We start from the raw sequence: 21,583 nt of genomic DNA on the forward strand, positions 1-21,583 counted from the left end.
ATTTATTCCCCCTTTATTTTTTTACCAAAATATTGATAATAGTTCGTTTGAATAAAACCATTAAATAACTTTCTCTTCTTCGTTGCCTGCTGACCATATTGTTTTTCAAATGTCTCAAATGCTGTGATGATATAGACACTCCAAGATGGATGATCCTTCATTACCTGACCGAGATCTTTATACATCTGAATGACTTCATCCCGTTCATTCAACCGTTCACCATATGGTGGGTTACTTACCACATATCCATTTTGTTTATGAATCGTAAGATCACTTACTTGCATTTGTTTCCATGTAATAAGATCGCTTAAACCTGCTTCCAAGGCATTTTCAGTTGCTGCTTCAATCATTTTATGACTAATATCAGAACCCATTACATCTAAAGGCTGATCGTAGTTAGCAAGGTCTTCTGCTTCCGTTAAAGCCACGTCCCAGAACTTACTTCTAATCCATGACCACTCTTCTGAGACAAACTCCCGGTTAAAGCCTGGCGCGATATTCTGACCGATCAGCGCCGCTTCAATTGGAATGGTTCCTGAACCACAGAAAGGATCAATAAACGGCTCATCCGGTCTCCAATTCGTTAATAAAACGAGAGCAGCAGCGAGTGTTTCTTTCAAAGGAGCCTCTCCTTGACCGACACGGTAACCACGTTTATGAAGTCCTGCTCCGGAAGTGTCCAGAGTTAAGACCGCAACGTCTTTCAACAAGGAAATCTCTATTTTAAATAATGCACCGGTCTCCGGCATTTTAGAAACCATTCCATATTTCAATTTCAATCGCTCTGCAATTGCTTTTTTCACGATTGCCTGACAATCCGGGACGCTATATAGTGTAGATTTCACTGATTTTCCACTTACAGGAAATTGTCCATCTTCTGCAATATAATCTTCCCAATTTAACGCTTTCGTTCCTTCGAATAATTCATCAAATGTTTTTGCTTCAAATTCACCTACGATAATTTTCACGCGGTCTGCTGTACGCAACCATAAATTACAGCGTGGAATTGCAGAAATGGGTGCTTCAAAGATTACTTTTCCATTTTCTACTTCAGCTTCATAACCGAGTTGTCTTACCTCCATCGCGACAATTGATTCAAGTCCCATCGCTGCTGTTGCAAGTAATTTCACCTTTTGCATACATGATAATTCCCTTCATTTACAGATTATTTTTAGTGTACCATATCAAGTAAAAAGAACAAAAGCGCAAGTGCCCGTTTAGCGACGTACAAACTGTGCCTCCCAGGATGGAAGGTAGTTCGATGTTGCCCCATACGTGAGTGAACTTAATCGAACTTCCACTTTTCTCTTTGAGTTGATGTTGACTTTGACCACAAGGGTATAAGGGCGACTAAGCCCCACAAAGACCGCTCGGCAAGTCTTCTTTATCGATTGGAGGAGTGTGAAGTTTGATAGTCGCTGGGCGCTGGAGCTGGACGTGGCTATTTCAGCAATTACCTTATTTATACAAAATTCAATTCTAATAATAGCTCTTAAAATAAAAAACCTATTTCAACTACAAAATGTAGCTGAAATAGGTTCCATCATTCATTACGGAAGACCGTTGAATACTCGATAAGCCATGTTCTGTCCCGCTGTACTGCAAACGGTGGTCTAAATCCCTCGTACATTGGGTGTAATCATCTATCTACAGACAAATGTCTGTCCCTCTTTCGGTTCAATTCCCTAATCGAGAGTGCCCCTACCAAAGTTTGGGTTGCTCACTCGCGGGGTTTACCTCGTTCCACCTGAATTGTTTCCAATCCAGCTTCGTCTCTGTGGCACTTTCAAGGAGTGTCTTCCATATCAAAGGACTTAGGAATTCCTCCTGCCGTTAACCAATTTATATTGGCTACCTTGACTTATCGTTTCGTCAAGCACGAACACTACAAGCATCTCAGCCTGTGTGAGCATGGACTTTCCTCTGCGAAATCGCAGCGATTACCTGAGTATTCAACTACCTGCTTTTCTAATTTTAGCATAAAATCAGCAGAAAGACAATATACGGCCATACTGCCAGCTATTCTGCAGAGTTGGAAACCTTCTTGCCGAATACCGCTTTTTCAAGATTGGACAAGCGCTTTAACACATCATAGTTCACCTGTGTATTCTGTTGGGGAGCTCGTGTTCTCGTATGTTGCTGCTCCATAGATGATTTCTTTATCCTGTCATTTTCTTGTCTTAATCGTTGGATTTCTTGTTGAAATGCATCATAATCTTGAATAATAACATCTAAAAATTCATCTACTTCCTTTTGGCTGTATCCACGAAATTCTACCTTAAAATCTTTTTCATAAATATCTTTTGCATTTAATTGGATCTGATCCGAACTCATCTCTATCACCTCTTATTTACGATTTTCCAGTTTCAATTATATGATATTGTTTGGTTATAGATTCACTACATTATATATCATAACACATTCGCTTATCAATAGTTATTATTTAATCGCATGAAGTCAAGATGTATCAATGTTTCTAAGGTTTTAACATTTATGTGGTTATTAAATAAATGTATTCAAATGTAATGATTTGGGGGAGGTTTGGGGGGACTTCTGGGGGATATATAAATTCAAAATAAATCGTGGACAGATGCTTAAAAAATTAGACCGCTAATGCAGCGGTCTTTCTCAATCTATCCATACACTCACCAAGCTGTCTAACGGCAATTCCATTTCTTCCAATCGCAAATAATTAAGTAACGGATCAACACCTAAAAGCTTACCTCTTGTTTTGTGATAATCGTGATTTTTAAAATACTCAATCTCTACCGTCAAATCATTATGCAGAGCCAGCTGCAGCCTTAGATTTATTTCTGTTAATTGCTGTTCATCCAGCATTGGCTTCTCTTTCCACTCGTCTTCTGCCCACATTTCTTTCAATGCTTTTACGTGCTCAGGCAGCATAATCGACGTCCATTTCTTTGTTCCTCTATCTTCCATTATATAGCCACCTTTCTTACGGGACCACATGAAAGGATATTATCAAGCTTCAGCGTGCGTACTTTCTTGCGGTAGTGACAATAAACCAAGATGTGGTTGTCATTAAATTTCAGAACACGTACATAACGCTCGGTAACTTTACCGCTGGAATCCATATAAAAGATAACGATTTTTTCTTTATGCTGCATTGACCTGATAAATATTCCTTTCATGCTATCCCTCCATTAGAACTATTGTTCGTATTTTTTTATTATATACGAATACTTGTTCTGTTTCAAGGCAAAAAAACAAACCCTCGTGAGAGATTTGTTTAGGATGCTTCCATATTTTTATCTCGCCTACGCATTCGGTAGAATAAAACATAAAACGCAAGGGGTGCTATCAAAAGGAATAATACGAATGTAAACCTAGACCCGTCTTTCAATATTCCTGGAATAGAGTATAAATTAAACACTTTTTCATAATCAACTATATAACCAAAAGCACCAATTATAGATGTGTAAAATAGTAAAAACCCAACAACCATTATTGTGGGGTGCTTGCTGAAAATGGTATGTTTGCAATCAATACCTTTCTTTTCACAGCTACAACTACGTATGCCTTTCCCTGTCAACTTGGATAGTCCGTTGAATAGAACAAAAAGCAATGACATAATTCCAGCAATACTAAAACTGGAAAAAACTAATAGTTTCGCTGTAGGAGTTGAACCGATATTTCCTAATACGTTTCTTAAGATTTCCAATCCTCCAAATGAAGCGAAAATAATAGCGGAAAATATACCCAATATTGTTACAAACTGTGTGTAAATATTAGATTTATCTTTTTGTAATTCTTCAATCTCTGATTTTGTTTTTTTGTAGTTTCCTTGTAATTCTTCACGAGTTTCTTTCAAGTTTTTTTGAGCGTATGTAATTTGTTCTTTAGTATTTTCAAGTTCTTCTTTTGCTTCCAGAGTTTCTTTTTTGGTGTCTATAAGTTCTTTCCTCGTTTTTTCTAACATACTTTGGAGGCCCTTCATAAAAACTTCCGTTTCCTTAGAGACATCTTCCATTAATTTCCGCTGGTTTTCTGCCAAATCAGCATGGTCAATTAGCTTTTCTATTTTAGTTGCCGTTTCAGGATCATCACGATCATAAGCGATATGTTTTATTGTTGATAAATTAATTCTTAGTACATCTATACTATCATCGTTAAATCTATATACTACTTTACTTATTTCAGAATATTTATGTCTGGGATATTCCTCATAATGTTCTTTAAACCTATAAAAAAAAGACTCTGGATTGAGTTCATCCGAGTCCGAAAACCTGACGTTCGAAAGTTCATCAATAATCTGATTCATTCCTCGCGCACACTCCTCATAACCTCACTCAGCCTCTCAGGATATTGGGTGAAATATTCTTGAATCTCTTCATTTGTATATTCTAAACCTCTTTCACCATTCTCTATCCGTTCTCTATATTCACTCCATGGATTATGCTCATGAGTTCTGTCAACTAAGTCAAATGCATTTTGCCTTAGCAACGTAATTATGGGTTGTTCAATAGCACCTTTTGTATCTTCGGATATTTCATTTACATTAAATTGAATAAACTCGACTTCCATTGTTTCTTCATCAAAAACAATTTCTTCAGCAATTCCACGTATCGGCTGTGAACCATATTCTTTATACTCGTGATAAACATTCGGAACAACCGGACCCAACCGCCATTTTCCTATGTTATCTCCAAACAGGGGGTCCCCGGTTCGGTATAATGATTCCGCTTGTAAATAGTAAAGAATCTTCTGTAAGTGTAAGTTTGTGACGTCGATGTTCCCTCTCAAAGCTAGGTGGATGATATAGTTTGCAATTTGCATAGCTCTATACATAGTAGCCACCCTCCCTTTATATAAAATATAAATAAAACCACCTTATACAACTGTGTATTCGCTACAATTAGTTAATGACTATACATAAGGTGATTTGTTTCATTTAATTAAATCAAATTGAGTTTAATTCATTGTTGCAATACAAATGCAATACATTTGTGTACACAAATCATAACACTAATTAGAACATTTTTCTATTATTTCGTAATAAATGTTGTTAATTATTAAGAAATACGTTAAGTCCTTTCAAAGCATATTTTAAATTATATGGTGGAAACATAGTTGGATTTGAGATAATTTTTCAGTGGAAAATGAGGTGAATTATTGACAAGTAAAAGAAATGAGAATTTCCCACAATTCTCTAAATTTTCATTTCAAATTCACACCCCTCCTTAACAACTCATTCCGATTGTAGGGTTAGGAGGGGATTTAATTATGACCAGAAAATAACCAGACACTTGGTTAATCAATTTGAATGGAGAGAGTGGGATGAATATGAGAAGTACATCTTCGGTGATGAAGGGATAGGAAATAATTATAGTGGTTATGGGGATACGCCAAGTAAAGAGGGTTGTGACAAGTTGTGTAGAGAATTTTCTGGTGAAGTTATTGTGTATAAAATGGGTGGAAAATAAAAACAGCCCGGGGTTTCCAGTCCCGGGCATAGTGTGTTTCCTACATATTGTAACGCCTTAATTATACCTTATTATACAGTCCTCCACCAAAGACCATGCTCATCCAATAAATCAGTGAATTCTTTGCTGATTCTAGTTCCCATGCCGCCTGTTACGATAACTGGGTTGCCCCTTGATGAGATACCCACGAAGTAACATTTATTCCTAGTAAGCCACGCTGACACCAGACCAACTGCTCCTTGAGTAGATAACCCCCCGGTACGAATCTGTATATTGTTGGATGTGGGAGTACGGTGGTTTGCTGTATACTCTGTTGTCCACCATAATCCCTCACCGTCTAGCCAAGCCCCGAATTTCTTTCGTGCAGCCGCGTTAAGTCCTCCTGTTCGCAATACTGGATTGTTACCACCAGACCCGCGAAACGTATAATACCAGCCATCCGTGTTTTCTTTTAGCCAACGAGTGACTTTATTCATATTGGCTTCATTCAAACCACCTGTACGGATTTTAGGATTTGCTTTAGGCTTGGATGCAGTTGGCTTGGACTTGGATGGTTTATCACTCTTAAAATTTTGCCCAAAGTATTTTTGGATCCCTTTAACATCAGCTACCGCCATGTCCTCGATATATTGTGCTTGTTTGCTTCCAAAGATCAATTCAAAGTCCTTATTATTTGTCATAAAGCCATGCTCAATTAAAACAGCCGGCATATTTGTTTCTCTGGTAATGTGTAAATTTGTCCACGTTCCTAGCACTCCCGCATGCAGTCCGTCCCCATGAGTGGAATAACCTGCCTTTTTAATCTCGTCACGTATGTGAGTGGCTAACCTTCTACCCTTGGAAGATGTCCCCCAATAAAACACGCAACGACCCTCCACGCTTGAAGCCCCCGCATTGGCGTGCAGTGATACAACGATATCGACTTTTTCACGGTTGTAGAGATTTGTCCTAGTGGTTAAAGGAACGTCTTTTTTATTGGGCTGCTGCCCCATAATTACCGTGTGCCCGTTTGCTTCCAATAATTCTTTTATACGCTTGCCTAGTTGAGCGTTAAAACTATGCTCTGCGTAGCCTTTACCGCCACGATAAACACCTTTATTAGGCGGGAACGTATTTACTCCATGACCTATATCTAAACCGATTTTAGCCATTAATAATTCCTCCTTAATATTTTATGCAAAAGAAAAGACACCTCGTAGTTGAGATGTCTTACTGATCTTCTTTTTTCGTACTAAATTCTTTTCTAATTTCTTCCGGTAATGTATCGCCACTATTATCGATCGTTTTTAATTTTTTAGCTAGATTAGTTGGAACCAGTACACCTAAGTGAGCCATATTTTCCACAATTGATAATCCTTCATTGGCAATATAAAAAAGGACCGTCGCATAAGTGACCGCTCCTTGTAAACCTAAAATTTGATCAACCACATTGGCCAAGATAATCACTACCAGTACAAGAACTTTTCTTGCATATCCAAACAGTGATTTACGGCTCCATAAGTTTTGATTTTTCCAAGCCTTGAATAGTCCCGTGATAATATCTAATGCCATTAGCAATAGTAATAAATGGAGAAACTTCACATCTCCGAAAAGAAAAAATCTCGCTGCTTCTAAGTGATCCAAATTAACATCCCCAATCATTTAAATTCATCTCCTTGTCCTATTTTGTAGGACTTCTCGTATTTCCCCAAAAGAAAGAGCACCCCAAACGGGATGCTCGTCCACTATTACATATTTACTTTTTGTTTTTCTTGTATTCTTCATTGGCGCACGCATCGCAAAGCTGTTTTTCGTCGCCATCTTCTACTATCATAAAAACCTCGTCAGGCCTAAATTCAGTACCGCACTTTTTGCATTTCACATTTATCCCCTCCTATCTACCTATTCGACAAGAGGGGGAAAAGTCCTTCTTTTTATTCGCTTATTCCGACAAACTTCCTTTATATTCGTTTAAATCCTCAACATAACCGTTAACGTCCGCAAGTATTTTTTCAACAATGAGCGTCCTTAATGCATCATTGTTATTCTGACTTTCTTCATATTGCTCCTTAGTGATCTGAACAGCCTGGTTATGACTGAATTTAAACCCGGAAGTGATAAAATTCAAATCTACTCCAGTATATTCTTTATCAAATCCACCATCATATTTAAAATTGATACCTGTGATTGTGATACGCATTATTTGTCACCTCCCTCTTGGTCTAACCCAAACGCATCATATAAAACAGAAAGAGCGTAAGCATCGTTCCCCGAGAACTCTTGCTCACACTCTTCACTAGTTAACTCTTTAATTTTTGATTTGACCACGTTCAATGGCTTCAGCATGTTCCCGCCTTCTACGGTAACAGTTTGGTCAAAGAAATTTTTCAACTCTGTTTCCAACCATTGTTCTGGCTTATCCTTCCCATCTTCTCGGATTGTTTCTTCTCCTTTGGCAACTTCAGTTAATTGTTCGCTTAAATAGTTGGTGAGCTTCGAGCGCATTACGCTCTTCAGTCCTTTAAAATTCTCTCGTTCCAGGAAACTAATTACTTTCGATAAATCAATATTTCTAATTTCAATTTTCATTATGCCGATACCTCCAATTTATTCAGTCTCGCTTCAAGACGAGCAACTTTTAATGTTAAATCTTCATTTTGTTTTCTTAGGATAGATAATTCATCATCGACCTTCATATTTACTTCCTGAATAGCTTTCCAGCTGATACTGTTCATGGCGTATTGCTCCACCCCGTCGCCATCAATAACATGATGAGGGGTATTATAACCTTCTCCAATTACCAAGCCATAACGTAGCTTTTCAGTACCTTTTAATCGATATTGGTAGATTGTACTTTGATTAATCACTGCTAATGCCGATTCATTCCAGGCATGAATATCTTCTTTATATTCTGCTAGGGATCCAGTTGGGAAACTTGCTGCTCTCAGTGGGTGATATCTTCCAGCAGTGTCTGCAATTCTAACTTCATTGCTACTAGAAACATGCGGCCGGATGTAAAGATGGGAGTTTTCTGTTGCTATTAACTGATTTTGAAACGTAACATTTCGTGATACAGTTAATTGCCCCATCGCTTCAATATCTTGAGCTCTCAAATCAGCATAAGCATTATCCCCATAGTGCCTTATCTGAAGTTGCCTTGTTGAACCTGCTAACATTTTCAGAGCAACTGTACCTCCCGTAATAATCGCATGATCATACCCATCATCCGTTAATCCAAAGCGAATCATGTTCGTACCCTTTGCCATCATAGCGAACAAGTTACGTCTGGATGATATCCCATCTCCACCAGAAGAACCACCACGGTTAATGTGCAAGTAAGTATAAGGATCACGCTGAAAACGGAAGGACTCACCGCTGTAATCTATTCGCCCGTTGAAATTATTACCTGTACCACCAAAAGTTAATTGCGCATTCCCCATCGATAAATTTCCGTTATTTAAATTAAACGTGACGCTATTATTTTGGGATTGCAAAATACCACCAATAATACTATTGGCGGTTAGCCCAATTACTGTTAATTTACCTACATCTAGAGTTCCAGCTGTTATTTTACCAGCATTTAATTCGGTTATATTCGCGTTACCAACCCTGAAAGTGCCGGTAACTGTTGTGTCCCCATCGAGGATTAATTGTTTACCAGAGATTAAAACACCGCTAGTGTCAATATTAATCTGGTTAATTACGTCGCCTTCTTTGACACGTAGATTAATATTGTCGGCTAGTTGGCTGATTTGGGATTGGGTTGCTAGATCTTCGGGCGCTGGGGACCAGTCTGCTAATACCTTATCACCTTTTATCAGTATTAACTCACCATATCCTACCCTCTGGCTAGGTGTGTCGCGTTGACTAAACCTTACTACATACAATCTAATATTTGTCGTATTTGAAGGAATTGTAAACGTTACAGTAGCGTATCCCTTACGACCTGCCGGAATCTTATTGCTTGAATAATCTCTATAGGGGTTTCCCGAATTCGGTGCTCTCGCAAAGATATTGACAGGGTAAGCTGATTGACTAGCATCTATAAACGCTCTAAATGTATAGGTTTCTCCTGTTTCAATAATACCCTGACTAAATAAGGAAGATTCGTTTGTACCGCTAGGTGTTAAATCCCCCCAACCAGATACGTTTACGTATGTTAGCTCTTTTTTAGTTCCTGTTAGTAAATTCCTTCCACCAATCTCCAACCCTTCCAAATCATCTCGCACGCTCTTAATCGTACTATCTAAACTAGAAGATGTTTGAGTAAGACTACTGATATTGCCCTCAGCATCCGTTATTCTTGTTTGCAAAGCGGTTGCCAATTGAGTGACAGATGAAACGTTACCCTCCACGTCTGACACACGAGTCTGAAACCCTTTAACAGTTTGAGTAAGACTGCTGATATTACCCTCCGCATCAGTAATGCGAGTGGCAATACTAGATGCAGTTTGTTGCAGTGCCGATATGTTACCTTCCGAATCTCCCACCCTGGTAGTAATAGAATCTACTGTTTGTTCAATTGAGGAAAATTGAAATTGGATGTCTTCGGGTGCTTTACTGTGTGGTGTGGCTCGTGTGCCTATTTCGAGTTTAGCTTCCTTGAAATCTACTACACTCCTAGAAGCCGTATTAGTATTAAAGCGAACCGCCATAAATATTAGCGTATTTCTGTCCGCTGGCACCTTAAACGTAACTGTCGAATAACCTTCAGAACCTGGTTGAATCCACTCTCCCGAGAAATCAACATAACCAGAGCCAGGAGTCGCCCTAAGACGTAATTGTACATCCTTATCCCCACTTATGTTATTAAGATAAATACGCGCAGTATAGGTTTCACCCGGTGTCACTTTAACTGAATTGTAAGGTTGATGGTCTCCCCAGCCAGTTGTTCTATCATATCTTACAAATTCATCGCTTGTACCAACTAACAAATTCCTGTTCTCATACTCCAACCCATCAATCTCACCCTGCACACTAGTAATCTCACTACTAAACCGATTGCTTGTCTGCGTTAACTGGGATTGAGTTGCATACTTTGCATCAGCATCAGTGGTAGTCATCTTACTGGAAAGTTCCTGAGCATGTAACTGCAATTGCGCTTCATGGGCTTGTACTTCCCCCGTGAGCGTATTGACAGTAGATTGATTTGCCTTTGCTTTTAATCCTTCTGCAGTTTCTTCTATTAGAAAGCTGTGATTTTCAACCGTATTATTAACCGTATCAACATACGTTTTATCAGCTTTCCGGGTAATCCCTTCGGCGTTTTGTTGGATTAATGTACTGTGACTGGTTACGGTTCCTTGGAGACCATCAAATGTTGTTTGATTGATTTTACTGGATAGTTCCCCATTTATGCGTTGGAACTCGCTATTAACATTTGTCTGCAAATCATCGACGCCACCTAATGCTGTCCGTGCATCTGACATTGCCTTATCAGCATCATCCCTTGCAGTAGTGGCTAGACTTGCCGCATCACTCGCTACTCGACCTGCAGCATCACTTGCTAATTTTGCAGCATCGGCAGAATTTAATGCATCTTGGGCTTTATCAAATGATTTTTGAGCATTTTCAATCGCTTTATTGGCATCTTCTGTAGCTTTATCTGCTCTATCGACAGCATCGTTGGCTCTTTCGTGGGCTTTGTTCGCTTTTTCTTCAATATCCTTTACATCGGCACTAACAATTAATTGCCATTGGATACCATCATAACGATAGGTTTCTACGTATTCGCCATCAACAACTTTAAACCATAAATCACCTTCCACTAAATCTCCTGTAGGCTCATCTGGTCCATAATAAATGGTGTTTTTACCATCGATTCTTTTAATGGATTCGTTATGATCTTTCTCGATTTCATCAATCTTATCGTTAATGTCATTCGTTCTATCATCAATATTATTTATCCGGTCAGAGAATCTTGCTTTGACACTCCCGACATCCACGGATCTATTTTTACGAGCAATGACATCATATTCAATTCTGTTCACGATAGCAGAGCCATCAACTTTTAATTTGCCATGCCTGACCGTTATCGTGTCACCTATACCAACCAATTCAAGTGCAGCGATATCTTTATATTCTTCCGTTTCCCAAAGATGTTCAAACTGTACTTCCATCTCTACTTTGAGCTTGTCTCTTCCAGTTTCGACAAACCAACCACTAGCCGCATTTAATAAATCTTGACTAGTTTCGATATCCTCTTCACTGGAAAAATCCACGGGAAGAATATAAGGCATTTCGTAATCATTGATATGTGGGCTATCAATATACTTTCCAGGGACAGTGATTAATTGCTCCGGTTCATCTTCGGTTGCTTCAATAAATTTAAATGGAAAAATACGGGTTACTAAATTAGAAATATCAAACTTGGCTGTTAGGCCAGTTAGATTCTTTTTATAAGTAACCAGTACACCATCATCACTGCCGCGTCTGTCGTGCATGATTAAATTAAAGTTATCACGCTCGATTTGGCCACCCCAAGTCTGAAGGACAGAGCCTTGTGTACCTGCTACCATTTGTAATGGATTAGTACGATATAAGCTAGTGCTCGATTGCGTAGTTGTATTTGTACTTGTTACATTAAACGGATGCGGGTAGGCAGTACCTGATCCGATTAATTCCATTACTTGCTTTTTAGTTAAATTGTTAGCGTGTAATTCTTCCACAAAGTTATTGGCCAAGTCATACGTGATATGTTGGGCATCGATAATGAGATTATCATTTTCATGGTTCTTGGTGATGGAGTAAATTCTAAATAGCTGCTCATCTTGTTTATCATTGGCTTTGGCTTTGATAATCATTTCTTCCTGGATTTCACCGGCAAGAAACCCTTCTGGATCATATTCCATTTTTAATTCGAACATTCCGTTTAGTTCTTCAGTTGCAACGACGTCAACAGCACCAGTAAGCAAGCCTAAGCCGTTATGGATAAAGCTCGTTTCGTTAGCATTATAAAGTTTTGGAAACATTGGTTACCTCCTTTCTTGCAAAATAAAAAGACACCAATTATTTGGTGTCAATAAAATTTTCTAATTCAATTATTTTATCAATCATTTTCGATAAATTATCCCTAATTACTATTATACTTTCTTCATTCAATAAGGAATGATTCATTTGATCTTGAAAACTTTTAATGTCTGGTACCATAAAAGCACTTTCTCGAGTTATAATCAACTCTATTTCAACTATTAGTTTAATTATATTTTTAGGCATTAATCCTGAATATAACATTAAATACTTATGAATTCTAGCTAACATTTTATTATTATTATCTAATAACCATTCCGTATGCTTTACATTATCTGTCTGAAAATCAAAGAGGTTTAAAGTTCCAGGTTGTGTAACTTCAATACTTTTCTTCAAGAAATCTCGAGTTATATATTGATCAAGTTGAGATTTTAAATCATTGAGTTCTATAACGTGAATTTGTTTATTATCTTTAAGTGATGTTTTAGCCATTTCCTTACTTACAAAAGTGATAATATAAGTTTTTAATTGAAATACCAAATCATCATGAGCTTTTTTTAATACCTGTACATACTCCTTCTTTTCTTTTTCCTTATTAATCCTTTCATGATGATGGCTAAACAATAGGTTGATAACAATTACAGTAACAACAAGAATTACTAAACTTACTATAAAACTATTTAAAGCACTTTCGTAAGCTTCCTTGTTTAATCCAAAATAAATTTGATATAAATAAACCAGAGCTCCCGTTACAAAGATAATTATTATAGAACTAAACATATATAATTTTTTCAAAATATCACCTCAAGAACTATTATACAACATCACACCCACCTCCATCTCGGATCTATTATCAATCTACTTATATCTCCATCAAAATTAATTACATTATTTCCATGCTCTAAGATAGGAAAATCACCAATCATATGGTTATTAAGATTGGTGATAATGCCAGACGAATTGCGATATGCATTCATGAGTTCGGAATCGATGATGATTGTGCCGTTGATATTCTGTATCGTAATTACTTGGTCATTGATATAGATTTTACCTGTACCGGCTACGGTCGCTGTGATGATTGGCTGGGATTCATAGCCTGGATTATTTAAAGTGGTACGGCTTGTTATTGTTCTGGTAGAGTCGGCCACTTTGTATTGGAACGGGTCTAATCGGAATATAACAGTAAACTCTCCTAAGTTATCTTGCGGATTTATAGCGTTATCTATAGATACGGATTTTACTTTATAATAAATGTTCTTATCATCTGTTAACAAAAATGTTTTAGAGTTAATCATTTTTAACTTAGCTTCTCTAAAAACGTCTTTAAAAGATCCTCCTTGAAAAATATAAAATTCGACGGGGAGTATGGTATCTTTATACCCATATTTTTTTGTCAAACTCCCATTTCTCCCCCGTATTTCCACATGCTCCGTATCCTGTTCTGGAGTGGGAATCTCTATACGGCTTTTAGGTTTTACATTAAACTCTTTGGTGTTGACTCCGTCAAGTAACACATCACTAGATTTCCAAATTATAACGATCACCCCCAAGCCCTTTTCCGTTTATCACTAAATTCTTCAAGTCCGGAATCAATCAATTTAGTAGCATAGTTTTTAAATTCATGTTCTCCGATTTTAAATGATGTTTCTTTCTGTAGTAACATGGAAAGCAGTTTGTTCTGTTCGTTTAAAGCATTTAAGATATCTTGATCATTAAAACCATTGCTCGTTAGCGATTTTCCAGTAGACGCTCTGTGTAGGCTGATGCCTTGATTGATACCACTTACCAAGCCATTTCTAAGCATATTGACAGTATCCTCATGAGTGAAAACTTTAGCACCCATAGGGAGATCGTACATACCAAAACTAGCTAGGCTCATTTTACCGCCATGTTCAACAAGCTCCGGTCCCTTTTCACCTAATACGGCCTTGCCGCCGGGATGGAAATTTGTTCCCTTAGCCCAAAATTTCAACTTACTCAAACCATCGGTGACGATACTAACAACTTTCTTAATCGGAGTGCTCCATTTTACATTTTCTTTGTCTGGATCTTTGTTGGTTTTGACATTAACGTCTTTCGTGTGGTTTTTGTCCAATTTGCCATTCCAAATGTCTGTCTTTTTAATGTTATTGTCAGTAAGACCGCCAGCCTCTTGGAATTTACCATTAACCTTAGCGAGTTTGTTGTTTGCGGTGTCGTATTTGGACGTTTGAGTGTCTAATGTACTGTTTATCCCGCTCAACTTAGTCTTAGCATCCTCTAGCTGGCTGTTTTCCGTCTTCAAATGATCAATCGATTCTTTTAGCTTACCGTTGGAGTCGCCTTCTTTTTTAATTTTATCTTCTAATTGATTGATCTCATCTTTTCTTTTCTGTATAGCATCATCAATCGATTTATTTTCTTTTCCCTTTTCGATATTGATGTCATATTGTTTGCCGAGGATTTCAACATACGCGTCGTAATTTTGCATATTCTTATCTATTTGATTTGATATTTCATCACGCGTTTGCTTCTTAACATTCAATGATTCTTCATCTGTTGCCAACGCACTTTCTAAGGATTCTAGGTTCTTTTCGTTCTTCCCGTTTTTAGCATCTAACTCAATGTTTTGGGATTGGAGAGAATGTATCTGTTCATTTAACTGCCACCATTCCGAAAAGCTTGCATCCTTCTGCTGTTCCTTTAAAGCCAATATCTCTTCGTCATTGCTTTTTATGATCTCTTGATTAGCATTTATTTCATTTTGTATATTGTTAATTTCGCTCTTTGTCTCATTAATTCCATCCTCTAACTCGAGAGTTTCACCCAACAGGTTATTGTAACCGTCAATTTCACTATTTACGGCTTGCAGGTCCTCTATCATCTGGTTATAGATTTCCAGTTGCATACGTTCGAGTTCTGCATTTGTCATGTCACGAAGTTTACCGGTAGTATCCACAATGATGTTCCCATAATCATCAATTACCTTACCGGATTCGGGAAACTGTTCAGCAAGCAAACTATTAGATTCAAGAAGCTTGTCAAATTGCTCACGAGACAATCCAGACTTTTCACGCAGCTTTTCCATGCGTTCTTCAATTTCAGCTATGCGCTGTGGTGATTTGGTGTTTTCTAATTCGGTTTGTAGTGTTAAAAACTCACCAAATTCATCTGTAGTTAATTTTGATTTCTCGATTAAATCCTCAAATGTATCTACAAGCTCATCTGTGGTTTCCATTTGTTCTTTCGTCTTATCGATTAACTTTGTCGTTTCATCTATTTGTTCAGTTACAGCTTGCGTTGATTCTAATTGCGTTTCAGCTAATTCTAAGTTGTTCTGAGCTAACTCCTCCTGAGCCTTATAGGATTCATCAGCCTTGGTTCTTGTCAATGCAAAAGCTACACCCAGGGCTGTTAGTGCGCCCACCACAATACCCACCGGGCCCGCCAACCCTAATAGCACAGGTGCTATAGTTGGCAAAACAGTCATTAACCCTCCAAGCATGGTTAATAATGGTCCTAAAACTAATAGAAGGGGACCAATAGCAGCTGCAAAGGCTCCAATAGCTACAACGATTAATTGAGCTTCTTTGCTTAATCCGTTCAGCCAGTCCACAAGTTTTTGCGTTGCATCTATAATGCTTGTTAGTGCAGGTTCTAAAGCGTCAAATAACTTTATAGCCAATTCTTCAAGCGCTGACTTTAAATTAATTAATTTACCTTGCAGATTATTCTGCATGGTGTCAGCCATTTCTTCTGCTACACCTTCACTATTCGCAATAGCTTTAGTTAATTTATCAAAATCACCTTCGCCGGCATTAATAACTGCGAGCATTCCAGCCATAGCTTCTTTACCAAATATAGTTGCAGCAGATGAAGCTTTCTGATCTTCTGATAATTTACTAAAGCTCCCCCGTAGATCACCAAGTAAAACATCAAGTGGCTTCATTTCGCCATTGGAGTCCTTGATGTTAATCCCTAGCTTTTCCATTTCTTTTTCCATTGCAGCTGTGGGCTTAACTAAGTTCGTTAGCGCACTACGCAAAGCTGTACCAGCACTTGACCCTTTAACACCTGCATTAGCCATCAATCCTAGCGCAACTGCTGTATCTTCAAGACTATATCCTAATGCACCAGCCACCGGAGCAACCATTTTGAATGATTCCCCTAAACCCGCAACATCTGTATTTGCATTAGATGACGCGGCCGCCAAAACGTCAGCATATCGACCAGCATCCTTAGCTTCATCCCCAAACGCTGAAATACTATCTGTTAAAATATCTGATACGCGCCCTAAATCCTCACCTGATGCGGCTGCTAAGTTTAAAACTCCATCAATACCATCGAGAGACTGTTGTACATCCCAACCAGCAAGTGCCATGTACTTAAAGCCATCTGTAACTTCTTTAGCACTAAACTTTGTGGACGCTCCTAGTTCACGAGATCGCTCTTCTAATTTTGCTAATTCGTCACCAGTTGCGCCGCTTAATGCTTGTACCTCTGATAACCCAGCTTTAAAGTCCATACCTATTTTCGCAGCGACCCCACCGATAGCTGATAGTGGAGCAGTAACTTTCATCGATAATTCTTTTCCTACCGATGTCATTCCTTGGCCAAACTCTTTTACTTTTTTACCCGATGCAGCCATCTTATCGCCAAAAGACCGCTGTGTTTTATCAACTTGTTTTAGTTGATTTTCATAATGTTTTAACTTACTTTCAGTCTCGGCAATCTCACGTTGAAAGTTTCGATATTGTTCTTCCGATATTTCGCCTTTTTTAAATGCTTCGGTTACCTGATCTTGTGAGCCTTTTAGTTGTTCTAGTTTCTTCTTAGTAGCCTGAACTTGATCCCCCAGAAGTTTCTGTTTTTGGGCAACAAGTTCGGTATTTTTTGGATTAAATTTAAGTAAACGGTCAACGTCACGCAACTCTTTTTGTATGTCTCTTGATTCTTTATTAACATCTTTTAGCGCTTTGTCGAGACCCTTCGTGTCTCCATCAAGTTCAATTGTGATTCCTTTAATTCTTTTCGACAAATCACCTCACCCCCAGTTAATTAATGGGGGTTCAATGACCCTCTATTTATCAATAACTTCCTTGCTCCCACATCTTGTACATTTAACTTCAATTTTTCCTTTTAAATCGTCGCTAATATAAAACATTAATTTATTACATTTACGACATCTAACAGGTTTATTAGTCATATCATCACACCTTAAAATGAATCGAAATCATCTTGTGTGGCTCGTCTGGTTTTCTCTTCTTGCTTACCACTTTTTATATCCACATAGTTTTCGACGTAATCCAAGCATTCGCCAATTGTCATCATGTCTAAATCTTCAAGTGTTAGACCGACCATCTTGCACGTCATAAAAAAAGACTCTGTCGTCAACACATCCTCATCGCTTTCAGATGTATTATCGACATGAGTCTCACTCACTTTTTTCTATATACATTACCTACCAACAGCTCAACGAATCCATCTTCTAATAACAGTTCAGTAACTGGTGGCATATCTACGTTTGATATCCATTCATAAAATGGATCTACATTTCTATCCGCTGTTTTTGCCCACGACCATACAAATTGATAAATTAAAACCGTATCTATTTCATCTAATAAGAATTGGAGTTTTTCATAATCCTCTGCACCCTCTAAAGATTGCAGTTTAAGGATTGCTTCAACTCCGCCCATAGCGTTAAGCGTGTCTTTTAGGATGTCAGATTTAAATTGATTTTTGTAATGAATTGCTGTGATGGCGTTAGCTTTTAATCTTACTTTTTCCTCGCCAATATTAATCGTTGCTTCCACCTAATCACCCCTCTGGGATTACTTCTTTTTCGTAAACCTGATCGTACCAAGATTCATACACTTCGTTAGATGTGTCGGCTGTTGTTTTCGTCTTAACCGCATAATCTGTTTCTCTTGCGGATGAAATAAACGTCAATTCGTTAGGTTGTGGTTCCTTCGTGCTGGTTGTGGTTTCCCCAGTGATTGTTGGGCGGTTTGCGGAACACTTATATAAAACGTGACGAGTTGCTTTCTTATCACCATCAAATTCAAATAGCAAGGCAAATTCTTTCTGTCTTGCATCTGCTCTTTCCGTTAATACCCCATCATCTTCATCTTTAATTTCTCCTAAGGCATCTATAGCAAATTGCTCTGGAATTGTAGCGATCGATAGCGTTCCATCATATCCATCGTTAGACGATGCGGAATAATAGAGCATGTTATCAGCATAAAATTCAGCTAGCTCCCCTCTAGGTGTTAAGGTGAGAGAGACGCCGCCCGGAATTTTGATTGGTGTTTCATATGTGATTTTTCCTTCAGTTTCTGTATACGGTGCATAATGCACATTTTTTAATCCAAATTGTACTTTGTTAGCCATTAATATAACCTCACTTCATATGTTTTTTTGAAAACTTCTTCTGATTCTATAAATTCTTCATACGGATCATAAGGCAATTCATTTTCATCAAGTAAATCTTCTAACGCTTGTTCTGCTTGTAAATCCTTTTTGTCCGTGTACAACTCAATATCAACTGAATCAACCTTATGGTAGGTTTTATTGTCTGCATGAAAGTGTGGTGAGTAAGCCACTAGATAGGTGATAAATGGAGTTTCGACAGCTTTGTTGAAATGCGAATAAGCCACTGGAAAGCCAGTAGCGTCTAGCAATCGTTTTAATTCAATTAAAGTCATTCCTTCATCACCCTCTGATGATTTTCTCTAACTGTTTTTCATAACCGACAATAACCTGCTCTTCGACTGGTGCAATATGAGTTCTGCCAGGCACGCGACCCCCACCAACTTTAGCGTGCCCTTTTTCAAGCAGATGTGTTAGTTGGTAGTCGGTTGCATTGTGAACGACCCAAGCTTTGCCAATCCTCTTCGCGCGCCAACCCTTTGCATACTTACCAGTTTTTTTAGGACTTGTGACTTTCAATGTTTTAGCACCTAATTTAGCGTTATCTTCCTTAGCTTTCTCAAGGCCTACCTCAACTTCTGTTGTATATTCCGTTAAAACACTCGTGATTTCATTGGCTAAATTATCTATGCTTGTTTTAACCAAAATCATCACAACCTTTCTTTTGCGATGATGGTAAGTGTACGATCCATCTCATCATCATTGGTAGGTGGTTCAATAATGTCAAACGTGCGATTGTCATATTTTACAACCATCTTGTTAGTGATGCCTGGTGTGTAATGGATGATAAAACGATATATCTTTTCGGCACGAACTGCGGCCGCTTTTAAATACTCTGATCCTTTCAACGTCTTAATCATTGCCCATGCTTTTGTAAACTCTTCGGGTTTTTCAATTTGATTACCAAGTTCATCTTCTGTATCAACCATTTGAATAATTGATATTCGATTGCGAAATAAGCCCGTATGAAAATTAGGATTGTATTTGTTCTGCTTCATCTGAATCACCCTTTTCCAAGGCTTTTCGCATAGACAACGTATTGATTCTCGTTAAAAAGTTTTCCTCGAAGTACTCAAGAGCATCATTATAAACATAACGAGAGCGCTCAAAGACCAATTCCTTGAACGTCTCGTCTTCTAGTGTATAGTTGCCGCATGTTTCTTTTAAGTCCTCATACGAAGCACTTAGTATGCTCTTTAAGTTGTCGTCCTCAAAGTCTCCTAAATGCATTCTCTCTTTAAAATCTTTTACAATTTCATCAGTGATCACTTAAATCACCCGCCTTCTTCACCATCAATCAATGCAAGTATAGCCTCTACTTGTTCCGGAGTGAATTGGGGTTCGGCGTCTTTACCATCCGCGCCTTTTTCGCCGGGTTCACCTTTATCTCACTTGTCGCCTTTCGGTCCTTGTCCACCGTCTTTACCAGCCGGACCTTGAGGACCTTCAACACCATCAATTAATTCAGCAAAATCAGCACCGGTAGGAATCTTACCAGTGCTAAACTTTTCTTTTAATTCTTCTTTTGTAGCCATTTATATCACCTCTTATTGTATTTCAAAATCTTTTCCAATTTCCGCCTGTCCGATTGCAGGCGGATTATTAGGGTGTGTCGTTTCCTTCTTCATCAGATATATCAACATCCAAGTCGTAAACTTGTGCTGCGTTATTATCTACGGGTTTACCTGTTGCAAACTGTTTAGCAATAAACACATCTGCATCTTCAAGCGCTAGAGTTTCTTTATAACGTTGAATATCAATTCCGCCACCAACTGCTGCAATATATTCTCCTTTAACAAAAAACAACACTTTACCTTGTGGCACATATGCTGATTCAGTCATGATTGGATTGAATGGCAAGTTAGTTACGTATGCACCGCTAGTATTTTGAGTTGTCGCGTTCGCTTTAATGTCAAATGTATCAAATGGGTTTGTTACCATCACAATTTTGCTTTCTACTTTCCTAGGAGTTTCTGCAACTTCCCCATTTGCATTAAGTTTTTCAGATAGCTTTTTAACCACATCTTTTAATTCGTTAACTGTTGTTCTTCCTGGTTTGAACGTTAATGTTCCAGAACTTGCCTTGTCCGATACAGCACCAGTTTCTTTATCAACGTTTTTCAGCAATCCAATAGGTTCATTCTGCGCTGGTCCTCTACCAGCAATGTATCCACGCTCAAGACCTGCTCGCATTGCTTCTGTTAAGATAGTTCTCACATAACGCTCAATCCATTCAGGACCAAGCTTCAGCATATCCTTTGCAATTGGGATAAATGCCGTCAATTTCAGTTGAGTGATTGTTTCTTTTCTAAATGAAGCATTGAGTTGACCTTTGATTTCAGCAAATAACGGTCCCCAAACAGCAGCACCCTCTGGATCACTAAAAATAAACTCAGTTACTGCGCCAAGGTTTTCAATTCCTACCGCATCTAGGAATGGATGTTCTTCTACAATGTCCTTAAACACGCGTTCTTGAGTAGTTTTAGGTAAGATATCCTCGTCAGTAAATCCGCCTTCTTCAATTACAGCATTGAAAAATTTGCGTTCTTCTGATGTAAGAACGTTTTGCCCCCGTGATTGCAAGACGTTGTTATCATTCGCGAATGTACGCGCCTCTTCTAAAATTCGATTTTCTGCATCCTTCTGAATTGCTTCCATGTAATTAGAAAGAGCTTCTGTTTTATCTTCTGCGGTAGCCTCCGGATCCTGGCTAACCGTAGCAAAGTTATTTTTAGCTTCTAGTACACTGTTAAATTTAATTGTCATTCCTTATTCCTCCTAAA

The 21,583-nt window shown here is 38.2% G+C and carries 24 protein-coding genes and 1 other RNA gene; all 25 read right to left on the bottom strand.

Going from position 1 to position 21,583, the window contains the following annotated elements; all coding sequences use genetic code 11:
• Positions 1-2: 2 nt before the first annotated feature.
• The gene (locus LZD48_RS00100; RefSeq protein WP_235760702.1) at positions 3-1,139 is read right to left on the bottom strand and encodes a THUMP domain-containing class I SAM-dependent RNA methyltransferase; all 1,137 of its coding nucleotides are present in this window, start codon (positions 1,137-1,139) and stop codon (positions 3-5) included.
• Between the two features lie 431 nt (positions 1,140-1,570).
• An RNA gene (rnpB, locus tag LZD48_RS00105) (RNase P RNA component class B) lies at positions 1,571-1,952 on the bottom strand.
• Between the two features lie 67 nt (positions 1,953-2,019).
• The gene (gpsB, locus tag LZD48_RS00110; protein ID WP_235760703.1) at positions 2,020-2,334 is read right to left on the bottom strand and encodes a cell division regulator GpsB; all 315 of its coding nucleotides are present in this window, start codon (positions 2,332-2,334) and stop codon (positions 2,020-2,022) included.
• Between the two features lie 294 nt (positions 2,335-2,628).
• Entirely contained in the window at positions 2,629-2,940 is a 312-nt protein-coding gene (locus LZD48_RS00115; protein WP_235760704.1) for a YolD-like family protein, read from the bottom strand.
• A complete protein-coding gene (locus LZD48_RS00120; protein ID WP_235760705.1) occupies positions 2,940-3,152 on the bottom strand; it encodes a hypothetical protein in 213 nt (70 codons plus the stop codon). The genes LZD48_RS00115 and LZD48_RS00120 overlap by 1 nt, the downstream gene beginning before the upstream one ends.
• 98 nt (positions 3,153-3,250) lie before the next feature.
• The gene (locus LZD48_RS00125) at positions 3,251-4,282 is read right to left on the bottom strand and encodes a coiled-coil domain-containing protein (protein ID WP_235760706.1); all 1,032 of its coding nucleotides are present in this window, start codon (positions 4,280-4,282) and stop codon (positions 3,251-3,253) included.
• Positions 4,279-4,809, bottom strand: a complete 531-nt coding sequence (locus LZD48_RS00130) for a Panacea domain-containing protein (protein ID WP_235760707.1) — start codon at positions 4,807-4,809, stop codon at positions 4,279-4,281. The genes LZD48_RS00125 and LZD48_RS00130 overlap by 4 nt, the downstream gene beginning before the upstream one ends.
• Before the next feature lie 706 nt (positions 4,810-5,515).
• On the bottom strand, positions 5,516-6,595 hold the full coding sequence (locus LZD48_RS00135; RefSeq protein ID WP_235760708.1) for an N-acetylmuramoyl-L-alanine amidase family protein: 1,080 nt from the start codon (positions 6,593-6,595) through the stop codon (positions 5,516-5,518).
• A 58-nt stretch (positions 6,596-6,653) separates the two neighbouring features.
• Complete coding sequence (locus LZD48_RS00140) at positions 6,654-7,085, bottom strand: phage holin family protein (protein WP_235760709.1); 432 nt, start codon at positions 7,083-7,085, stop codon at positions 6,654-6,656.
• A gap of 94 nt (positions 7,086-7,179) precedes the next feature.
• Positions 7,180-7,305, bottom strand: a complete 126-nt coding sequence (locus LZD48_RS18665) for a hypothetical protein (protein ID WP_255770152.1) — start codon at positions 7,303-7,305, stop codon at positions 7,180-7,182.
• 60 nt (positions 7,306-7,365) lie between these two features.
• A complete protein-coding gene (locus LZD48_RS00145) occupies positions 7,366-7,623 on the bottom strand; it encodes a hypothetical protein (RefSeq protein ID WP_235760710.1) in 258 nt (85 codons plus the stop codon).
• Entirely contained in the window at positions 7,623-8,012 is a 390-nt protein-coding gene (locus LZD48_RS00150; RefSeq protein ID WP_235760711.1) for a hypothetical protein, read from the bottom strand. The genes LZD48_RS00145 and LZD48_RS00150 overlap by 1 nt, the downstream gene beginning before the upstream one ends.
• A complete protein-coding gene (locus tag LZD48_RS00155; RefSeq protein WP_235760712.1) occupies positions 8,012-12,394 on the bottom strand; it encodes a phage tail spike protein in 4,383 nt (1,460 codons plus the stop codon). The genes LZD48_RS00150 and LZD48_RS00155 overlap by 1 nt, the downstream gene beginning before the upstream one ends.
• Positions 12,395-12,431: 37 nt before the next feature.
• Positions 12,432-13,187: a hypothetical protein gene (locus LZD48_RS00160; protein ID WP_235760713.1), complete on the bottom strand. Its 756-nt coding sequence runs from the start codon at positions 13,185-13,187 to the stop codon at positions 12,432-12,434.
• A 29-nt stretch (positions 13,188-13,216) separates the two neighbouring features.
• Positions 13,217-13,936, bottom strand: a complete 720-nt coding sequence (locus tag LZD48_RS00165) for a phage tail protein (protein ID WP_235760714.1) — start codon at positions 13,934-13,936, stop codon at positions 13,217-13,219.
• Positions 13,933-17,409 carry a phage tail tape measure protein gene (locus tag LZD48_RS00170; protein ID WP_235760715.1) on the bottom strand — a complete coding sequence of 1,159 codons (3,477 nt, stop codon included), beginning with the start codon at positions 17,407-17,409 and terminating at the stop codon, positions 13,933-13,935. Before LZD48_RS00170 ends, LZD48_RS00165 begins: the two co-directional genes overlap by 4 nt.
• A gap of 179 nt (positions 17,410-17,588) precedes the next feature.
• Entirely contained in the window at positions 17,589-17,813 is a 225-nt protein-coding gene (locus LZD48_RS00175; RefSeq protein WP_235760716.1) for a hypothetical protein, read from the bottom strand.
• Positions 17,810-18,184 carry a hypothetical protein gene (locus tag LZD48_RS00180; RefSeq protein ID WP_235760717.1) on the bottom strand — a complete coding sequence of 125 codons (375 nt, stop codon included), beginning with the start codon at positions 18,182-18,184 and terminating at the stop codon, positions 17,810-17,812. The genes LZD48_RS00175 and LZD48_RS00180 overlap by 4 nt, the downstream gene beginning before the upstream one ends.
• 4 nt (positions 18,185-18,188) lie before the next feature.
• Entirely contained in the window at positions 18,189-18,761 is a 573-nt protein-coding gene (locus LZD48_RS00185; RefSeq protein WP_235760718.1) for a major tail protein, read from the bottom strand.
• Entirely contained in the window at positions 18,761-19,075 is a 315-nt protein-coding gene (locus LZD48_RS00190) for a hypothetical protein (protein ID WP_235760719.1), read from the bottom strand. Before LZD48_RS00190 ends, LZD48_RS00185 begins: the two co-directional genes overlap by 1 nt.
• 7 nt (positions 19,076-19,082) lie before the next feature.
• A complete protein-coding gene (locus LZD48_RS00195) occupies positions 19,083-19,445 on the bottom strand; it encodes an HK97 gp10 family phage protein (RefSeq protein ID WP_235760720.1) in 363 nt (120 codons plus the stop codon).
• A gap of 5 nt (positions 19,446-19,450) precedes the next feature.
• Positions 19,451-19,798, bottom strand: a complete 348-nt coding sequence (locus LZD48_RS00200) for a phage head closure protein (protein ID WP_235760721.1) — start codon at positions 19,796-19,798, stop codon at positions 19,451-19,453.
• Positions 19,773-20,030: a hypothetical protein gene (locus LZD48_RS00205; RefSeq protein WP_235761079.1), complete on the bottom strand. Its 258-nt coding sequence runs from the start codon at positions 20,028-20,030 to the stop codon at positions 19,773-19,775. The genes LZD48_RS00200 and LZD48_RS00205 overlap by 26 nt, the downstream gene beginning before the upstream one ends.
• A 158-nt stretch (positions 20,031-20,188) precedes the next feature.
• Positions 20,189-20,335 carry a hypothetical protein gene (locus LZD48_RS00210; protein ID WP_235760722.1) on the bottom strand — a complete coding sequence of 49 codons (147 nt, stop codon included), beginning with the start codon at positions 20,333-20,335 and terminating at the stop codon, positions 20,189-20,191.
• A gap of 67 nt (positions 20,336-20,402) precedes the next feature.
• The gene (locus LZD48_RS00215) at positions 20,403-21,566 is read right to left on the bottom strand and encodes a phage major capsid protein (RefSeq protein WP_235760723.1); all 1,164 of its coding nucleotides are present in this window, start codon (positions 21,564-21,566) and stop codon (positions 20,403-20,405) included.
• Positions 21,567-21,583: the final 17 nt, after the last annotated feature.

Source organism: Oceanobacillus alkalisoli (assembly GCF_021556485.1).
Lineage (GTDB): Bacteria > Bacillota > Bacilli > Bacillales > Amphibacillaceae > Oceanobacillus > Oceanobacillus alkalisoli.

Excerpts from the sequence above, each read along its gene's own strand:
- LZD48_RS00130 (WP_235760707.1), bottom strand. The coding sequence starts at position 4,809 with ATGTATAGAGCTATGCAAATTGCAAACTATATCATCCACCTAGCTTTG.
- LZD48_RS00190 (WP_235760719.1), bottom strand. The coding sequence starts at position 19,075 with ATGACTTTAATTGAATTAAAACGATTGCTAGACGCTACTGGCTTTCCA.
- LZD48_RS00125 (WP_235760706.1), bottom strand. The coding sequence starts at position 4,282 with ATGAATCAGATTATTGATGAACTTTCGAACGTCAGGTTTTCGGACTCG.
- gpsB (WP_235760703.1), bottom strand. The coding sequence starts at position 2,334 with ATGAGTTCGGATCAGATCCAATTAAATGCAAAAGATATTTATGAAAAA.
- LZD48_RS00215 (WP_235760723.1), bottom strand. The coding sequence starts at position 21,566 with ATGACAATTAAATTTAACAGTGTACTAGAAGCTAAAAATAACTTTGCT.
- LZD48_RS00205 (WP_235761079.1), bottom strand. The coding sequence starts at position 20,030 with ATGCATTTAGGAGACTTTGAGGACGACAACTTAAAGAGCATACTAAGT.
- LZD48_RS00115 (WP_235760704.1), bottom strand. The coding sequence starts at position 2,940 with ATGGAAGATAGAGGAACAAAGAAATGGACGTCGATTATGCTGCCTGAG.
- LZD48_RS00135 (WP_235760708.1), bottom strand. The coding sequence starts at position 6,595 with ATGGCTAAAATCGGTTTAGATATAGGTCATGGAGTAAATACGTTCCCG.
- LZD48_RS00120 (WP_235760705.1), bottom strand. The coding sequence starts at position 3,152 with ATGAAAGGAATATTTATCAGGTCAATGCAGCATAAAGAAAAAATCGTT.
- LZD48_RS00210 (WP_235760722.1), bottom strand. The coding sequence starts at position 20,335 with ATGGCTACAAAAGAAGAATTAAAAGAAAAGTTTAGCACTGGTAAGATT.
- LZD48_RS00100 (WP_235760702.1), bottom strand. The coding sequence starts at position 1,139 with ATGCAAAAGGTGAAATTACTTGCAACAGCAGCGATGGGACTTGAATCA.
- LZD48_RS00150 (WP_235760711.1), bottom strand. The coding sequence starts at position 8,012 with ATGAAAATTGAAATTAGAAATATTGATTTATCGAAAGTAATTAGTTTC.
- LZD48_RS00155 (WP_235760712.1), bottom strand. The coding sequence starts at position 12,394 with ATGTTTCCAAAACTTTATAATGCTAACGAAACGAGCTTTATCCATAAC.
- LZD48_RS00200 (WP_235760721.1), bottom strand. The coding sequence starts at position 19,798 with ATGAAGCAGAACAAATACAATCCTAATTTTCATACGGGCTTATTTCGC.
- LZD48_RS00140 (WP_235760709.1), bottom strand. The coding sequence starts at position 7,085 with ATGATTGGGGATGTTAATTTGGATCACTTAGAAGCAGCGAGATTTTTT.
- LZD48_RS00185 (WP_235760718.1), bottom strand. The coding sequence starts at position 18,761 with ATGGCTAACAAAGTACAATTTGGATTAAAAAATGTGCATTATGCACCG.
- LZD48_RS00145 (WP_235760710.1), bottom strand. The coding sequence starts at position 7,623 with ATGCGTATCACAATCACAGGTATCAATTTTAAATATGATGGTGGATTT.